Source organism: Actinosynnema sp. NPDC059797, assembly GCF_042732085.1.
Lineage (GTDB): Bacteria > Actinomycetota > Actinomycetes > Mycobacteriales > Pseudonocardiaceae > Actinosynnema.
In genome coordinates this window covers 1-5,989 of the sequence record NZ_JBHWIE010000404.1, presented here as the reverse complement: position 1 = coordinate 5,989, position 5,989 = coordinate 1, and the positions used below count along the sequence as shown (strand labels likewise).

At 76.5% G+C, this 5,989-nt stretch carries 4 protein-coding genes; 2 read left to right on the top strand and 2 right to left on the bottom strand.

Annotated elements, in window-relative coordinates:
* Together ACFV4N_RS38375 and ACFV4N_RS38370 are read left to right on the top strand one after the other, a co-directional pair.
* On the top strand, window positions 1–354 hold a 354-nt coding region (locus ACFV4N_RS38375), incomplete at its 5' end, for a CHAT domain-containing protein (protein ID WP_499677592.1).
* A 1-nt stretch (window position 355) separates the two neighbouring features.
* Window positions 356–4,735 carry a tetratricopeptide repeat protein gene (locus ACFV4N_RS38370; RefSeq protein WP_499677591.1) on the top strand — a complete coding sequence of 1,460 codons (4,380 nt, stop codon included), beginning with the start codon at window positions 356–358 and terminating at the stop codon, window positions 4,733–4,735.
* Window positions 4,736–4,879: 144 nt separating this feature from the next.
* On the opposite strand, the gene ACFV4N_RS38365 is transcribed toward ACFV4N_RS38370, so the two are convergent.
* Both ACFV4N_RS38365 and ACFV4N_RS38360 read right to left on the bottom strand, forming a co-directional pair.
* Complete coding sequence (locus tag ACFV4N_RS38365; RefSeq protein ID WP_499677590.1) at window positions 4,880–5,221, bottom strand: hypothetical protein; 342 nt, start codon at window positions 5,219–5,221, stop codon at window positions 4,880–4,882.
* 151 nt (window positions 5,222–5,372) lie between these two features.
* Window positions 5,373–5,989 (bottom strand): hypothetical protein (locus ACFV4N_RS38360; RefSeq protein WP_499677589.1); only part of this gene is annotated, 617 nt, incomplete at its 5' end.

Sequence of the window (5,989 nt, the reverse complement as noted above, 5' to 3'; positions counted from 1 at the left end):
CGGTGGGAGGTGCCGGACCTGTTCGCCTCGGCGCTGACCGCGTGCACGGCGGCGGTGGGCGGCGGGGAGCCGCTGACGCTGGACGCGGTGCTGGCGGTGGCGGGCGCGGTCGGGGTGGTGGGCGCGCGGTGGGAGGTGCCGGACCTGTTCGCCTCGGCGCTGCGCTACCTCGTGCACCACTACCGGGCGGGTGAGGGGCTGCCGCCCGCCGAGGCGGTCCGCGCGGCGCAGTTGGCGTTCCTGGCCCCGGACTTCACCCCACCGCCCGCCATGCCCCCCGAGCTGGTCGAGGGCGTGCGCCGGGCGGGCGGGGACCCGCACCACTGGGCCGCGTTCGCCTACACGGGGCGGTGAGGTGACCGAGCCGCGCAAGGAGGCCGTGGGCAGCATCGTCTTCACGGCCAACCAGTCGTCCACCCAGTACAACGTCGCCTACGGCTCCATCAACGTGAACCGGTACGACCCCGGCCTGGCCCCCGTGTCGCCGGTGGACCCGCCCGAGCTGCCGCTGAAGACCCTGCGGGGCCGGGACGAGCTGGTCGCCGCCGTGCTCGCCGCCGCGCGCGGCCGGGACGGCAGGCCCTGGGTGCTGCACGGCCTCGGCGGCAGCGGCAAGAGCACCGTCGCCATGGCCGTGGCCGCCGAGCTGCGCGGTGAGCGCGACGTGTACTGGATCAGCGGCGACGTCCACACCTCCATGGTCACCGTGGCCGAGCGGCGGGGCGCGGACCCCGGTGACGTGCAGCGGGCCCGGACCAACTGGCAGGAGGCGCACGCCCTGGTGTGGGGTTCGCTCCACCGCGCCGACCGGCCGTGGCTGCTGGTGTTCGACAACGTCGACGACCCCACCGAGCTGGCCGGGCCCGGCGGCAACGTCGGTGACGGCACCGGCTGGCTCCGGTCGAGCGAGGCCGGGTTCTCGCTGGTGACCTCGCGCTTCGGCGGCGGCGTGTGGGGCGAGGTGGCGGAGCAGCGCCGGGTGGACCTGCTCGACGCCGACACCGGGGCCGCCGTGCTGCTCGACCGCGCGCCGGGCGCGGGCCCGGTGGAGGACGCGCGCCTGCTCGGCGAGCGGCTGGGCGGCCTGCCGCTGGCGCTGTGGCTCGCGGGCGGCTACCTCAGGTCGGGCGACGACCGCCACCGCACGTTCGCCGAGTACCGGCAGGCGCTCGACGAGGACCTGGTCGACCTGATCGACCGCGGCGGCGTGCTGCGGGCCGGTGGCGCGTCCGACGACACCGAGGCGCGCAAGCGGGTGCTGGAGACCTGGGAGCTGTCGCTGCGGATGCTGGAGCGCAAGGGCTTCCCCGCGCCGCGCGAGGTGGTCAAGCTGCTGTCGTGCTTCGGCGCGCCGCACCCGATCCGGGCGGAGCTGCTCGACGCCGCCCGCGAGCTGGAGGGGTCGGCGCTCGCCGGGCTGTCGGAGGGCGACCTGGACCAGACCGTCGGCGGCCTGGCCGCGGTGGCGCTGGTGGACCGGGCCCGGGTCGCGGACGTGCGCTGCTTCACGCTGCACCCGCTGGTCTCGGAGGTCGTCGCGGAGACCGTGGTGCGGCCGGAGGAGCGCGACTCGCTGTGGCGGACCGCGCAGCGCTGCCTGACGGGCGTCACGCCCGACGACGTCGCGGACCCGGCGGTGTGGCCGAGGTGGGTGACCTTGCCCGCCGTGTACCAGCACCTGCTCGGTCGGGTGCCCGGTCACCTGACCGACGTGCTGGCCGAGGTGATCGACGGCGCCACCGGGGCGTGCGCGCTGCGGCTGAGCGCCGGCGGGGCGCTCAAGGCGAGCCACGACCTGACCCAGCTGGCGTTCCTGCGCAGCAACGAGCTGCCCGTCGGGCACGCGGCGCGGCTGCACGCCCGGTTCAGCGCGGCCCTGATCAACAGCCAAGAGGGCAACTACGGCCCGGTGGAGGGCGAGCTGCGGGCCCTGTACGCCGAGGCGAGCGCGTCGTACCCGCCGCAGGAGCCGCTGGTCACCGCGATCGTGATGAACCTGACCGCCGTGCTGTGCGCGCTCGGCCGGGCGGACGAGGCGGCCGAGCTGTTCGCCGTCCTGCCGCCCGCCTACGAGGCGGCGGGCGAGCCGTTGCCGCTGGGCGTGCGGATGGTGCGGGCCCAGCTGCACTCGCAGCTCGGCGATTTCGAGGCCGCCGAGGCGGGGCTGGTCGAGGTGCTGGGGGTCCAGCGCGCCGAACTGGGCGACGAGCACCCGAACACCCTGGTCACCATGGCCTCGCTGGCCGAGGTGGCGGCCGCGCGGGGTCGGCTCAACGAGGCCCAGCGGGAGCTGGAACGGGTGCTGCGGGTCCAGGTCCGGCTGTTCGGCCCGGACAACGCCGCCACGCTCGCCACCCGCTCGGCGCTGTTCGGCGTGCTGGCCTACCAGGGCGACCTGACGGCGGCCCACGGCCAGCTCAACGACCTGCTGAAGATCCAGCGCGACTCGCTGAACCCGGAGAACCCGCTGTCGCTGCTGGGCCTGGCCGCGTTGACCAGCTTCCAGTCCGGCACGCCCGGCAACGAGTCCGCCGCGGCCGAGCGGCGGTTGCGCGACCTGGTGACAACCATGGCGCGGACGCTGGGCCCGGAGCACCCGACGGTGCTGGTCGTGCGGTTCCTCGCGGTGATCCAGGTGCACCTCAACGACCGGGCCGAAGCCGAGGCCGAGTGCGCCGAGATCGCGAGGCTCCAGACCGCGGCGCTCGGCGCGGAGCACCCGGTCACGCTGACCACGCGGCTGGTGCTGGCGCTGATGCGGTGCCACAGCGACCCGGTGACGGGCGAGGAGCAGCTGCGCGAGCTGCACGGCGCGTTCCGGCGGGCCCTGGGCGACGACCACCCGCAGACGATCCAGATCCTGCACAGCCTGGCCAACATGTCCTTCCAACACGGCGACCTGGCCAACACCGAGCGGTTCCTGCGGGCCGCGGTGGCCGGCCTGGAGCGGTTGCGCGGCCCCGACCACGAGGACGTGCAGGAGACCCGGACCGTGCTGGTCGAGGTGCTGGTGGACCGCGACGAGCACGAGGAGGCGCAGCGGGAGCTGCTGGCGCTGATCGAGTCGGTCGAGCGCACGCGCGGCCCGGAGTCCGAGGAGTCGCTGGGCACGCGGTTCATGCTGGCGGCGCTGCGGTACGACACCGAGGACCTGGCCGGCGCGGAGCGGGAGCTGAGGTCGGTGGCCGAGGTGCTGCGCCGCGTGTACGGCGAGGACCACGGCGGGTGGCTGGTGACCGAGGCGCTGCTCGGGGAGCTGCTGCACGTCAAGGGCGACCTGGCGCTCGCGGAAGGGCACCTGCGCACGGCGCTCGCCGGGTTCGAGGCGGGTTGGGGGGTCGAGGACGAGGACGCGCTGCTGACCCGGGTCGAGCTGGGCGAGGTGCTGCACGACCGGGGCGACCTGGCGGGCGCCGAGCAGAACCTCCAGCTCGCGGTGCGCAGGCTGGCGGACGTGGAGGACGCCGACGAGAACGTCCTTCGGCGCGCGGAGAACTCGCTGTCGGTGGTGACCGCCGAGCTGCACGCCGCCCGATCGGAACCACCGGCCCTCGAACCGGCTCCGGCCGAGACCCCGGTCCCGGTCGCGCCTCCGGTCCCGGCGTCACCCGACCTGTCCGACGCGTGGCGGTTGCTGCTCTCCGGTGACGCGGCCGGGGCGCGGGCGGTGTTCGAGGGGTTGGGCGGGGTGCCCGAGGCCGCGCGCGAGGCGTTGCGGCAGGCACTGGACGGGCCTGCTCGGTCCACTGTGGAGGAATCCGCGCCCGAGCCGGTCACGCCTGCGCCGTCGACACCGGAACCGGTGCCCGCGCCCGTGTCGGCGCCGATGCCGGAACCGAGGACGGGGTCCGCGCCGAGGCCCGATCCCGAGCCGAGGTTCGCGCCGGAGCCCGAGCTTCAGCCGGAGCCCGAGCACCACTCCTTGCCCGAGCACCACCTCGTGCCTGAACACCACCCCGTGCCCGCCGGCGGTTCGGAGCGGGAACTGCGGTCGCTGCTCCGGGAGCGCTGGGCGGAGCACGGGATGGCGCACCCCGGGACCACGCGGGTGTGGCGGCAGTTCGCCCTGGCGCTGCTGGACGGCGGTTTCCCGCTGGCCGCGCTGGGTGAGCTGACCGCGTTGCTGGGCGCGCTGGAGGGCGAGGAGGACCAGTTCGCCCTGCGCGTCCGGCTCGACGTGGCGCACCTGCGGTTCGAGCAGGGCGACGCGTCACGCGCGCTGCGGGACCTGGACCGCGTCCACCGGACGGCAGAAGCGCTGCTGGGCGAGCGGCACCGGGTGACGCTGCGGGCCGGGGCGCGGCGGGCGCTGGCCGGGCGGGACCTGCGGGGCGCGCTCCGGGTGCTGGAGGTCGACGGCGGGTTGGCGGACATCCGGTTCGGCGTCGCGGTCCTGGCGCACGAGCTGGGCGACCGCGACCGCGTGGAGCGCGAGTGCCCGAGGCTGGTGCGGGAACGGGCCGGCGGCCCCGGGGCGCTGCGGGCACGGGCGCTGCTGGCGGCCTCCCGGGGCGACCACGCGGAACTGGCCGAGGTCGTGCGGGCGCAGGAGGCGCGGCGCGGGTCGAACCACCCGGAGGTCGCCGAGACCCGGCACCTGCTGGGCCTCGCCCTGATCGCGGCGGGCCTGCCGGGTGGCCGCGAGCTGCGCCGGGCGCTGGAGGTGCGCACCCGCCGGCTCGGTCCACGCCACCCGGCCACCGTGGCGACCGCGGCGGCGCTGGCGACGGGTTGAGCGCTCCGCCGCGCCGGGCAGGGGGGAGCGAGGGCGCTCCCCGCGCAGCGCGGGAGGTCGCGGCAGGCCGGGACGGGACGCGGGCTGCGCGGTGTTCCCCGGGCGAGCGGGGGCGGTTCGTCGATCCCGTCCGGGACCGGTGGGTCAGGTGTCCGTGCCGGCGAACCTCCGGGCGAGGTCGCGGTGCCGGTCGGCGGCCAGGCGGGCGCGCTCGTGGCCGATGCCCGTCCCGGGCGCGAGGCCGAGGCGTTCGACCTGCTCGGCGTGGCGCAGGTGCTGCCGGTGGGCGTGGTCCCGGCAGGCCAGACAGGTGACGCGCTCCGGGACCGGTGACGTCATCGCGCGCGGCGCCCGCCGCCCGCACCCGGTGGTGACGACGCCCGGGAGGTCGCCCACGAGGCCGAACGCCGAGGCGATCACGTCCCGGGTCGCGGTGTCGCCGTGGAGCTTCGCCTCGACGTGGATGTGGGGGTCGTCCTCGTCCATCCGCACCTCGCTCGCGTCGCGCCCGAGCCTACCGCCCGACCAACTGCCCCGGGGCGCCCGCCGACGGACCCGGGGGCGGTGAGGAAGCGCCGCCCCCGGGCCGTCCCCGGCGGTTCGCCGCCCGCCGGGAGCCTGGCGGGGCAGCGGCGGATCAGCGGCGGGTGGGCGCGGCCGGGTGGTCCTCGATCAGCGGCACGTCGTGCTCGCCGGCCAGGTACCAGAACCTCATCCCGCCCAGCTCCAGGAACTCCCCGGGCAGGCACCGGCCGGTCAGGGGGTCGCGGCCCGCGCGCTCGTAGGTCACGTGCAGCACCGGCACGCCGCCGTGCCGGTCGGCCTCGCCCCGGATCTCGCACCGCCCGGTCAGGCCGAGTGCCCGGCGGGTGCGCCCGCGGTCGAGCCGCACCACGCGCCTGCCCCGCAGCTCCACCCGCACGGGCGCGCCCTCCGGCGGGTCCGCGACCAGCGCGCCGACCAGCTTGGGGTTGCCGGTCAGCCAGCGGCGGGCCGACAGCAGCAGGCCCAGCAGCACCAGCGCCACCAGCGCGATCACCCAGTTCCAGCTGATCCCGTGCTCCCTCGTGCCGGACCACGTGGTCGTGCCGCGCACCGGGCGCAGGTCCAGCGGCTGCGCCAGGTCGCCCTCCACGACCTGTCGCCACGGGGTGTCCAGCTCGCCGGTCAGGTCGAGGTCCGCCGTCGCGGGCTCGCGGGTGCTGCCCAGCTCGAACCCGCCGACCTCGCGGGGGTGCAGCACCAGGTCGAGGC

What these genes read in the sequence shown, in the direction of transcription:
- ACFV4N_RS38365 (WP_499677590.1), bottom strand. Translation starts at nt 5,221, where the DNA reads ATGGACGAGGACGACCCCCACATCCACGTCGAGGCGAAGCTCCACGGC.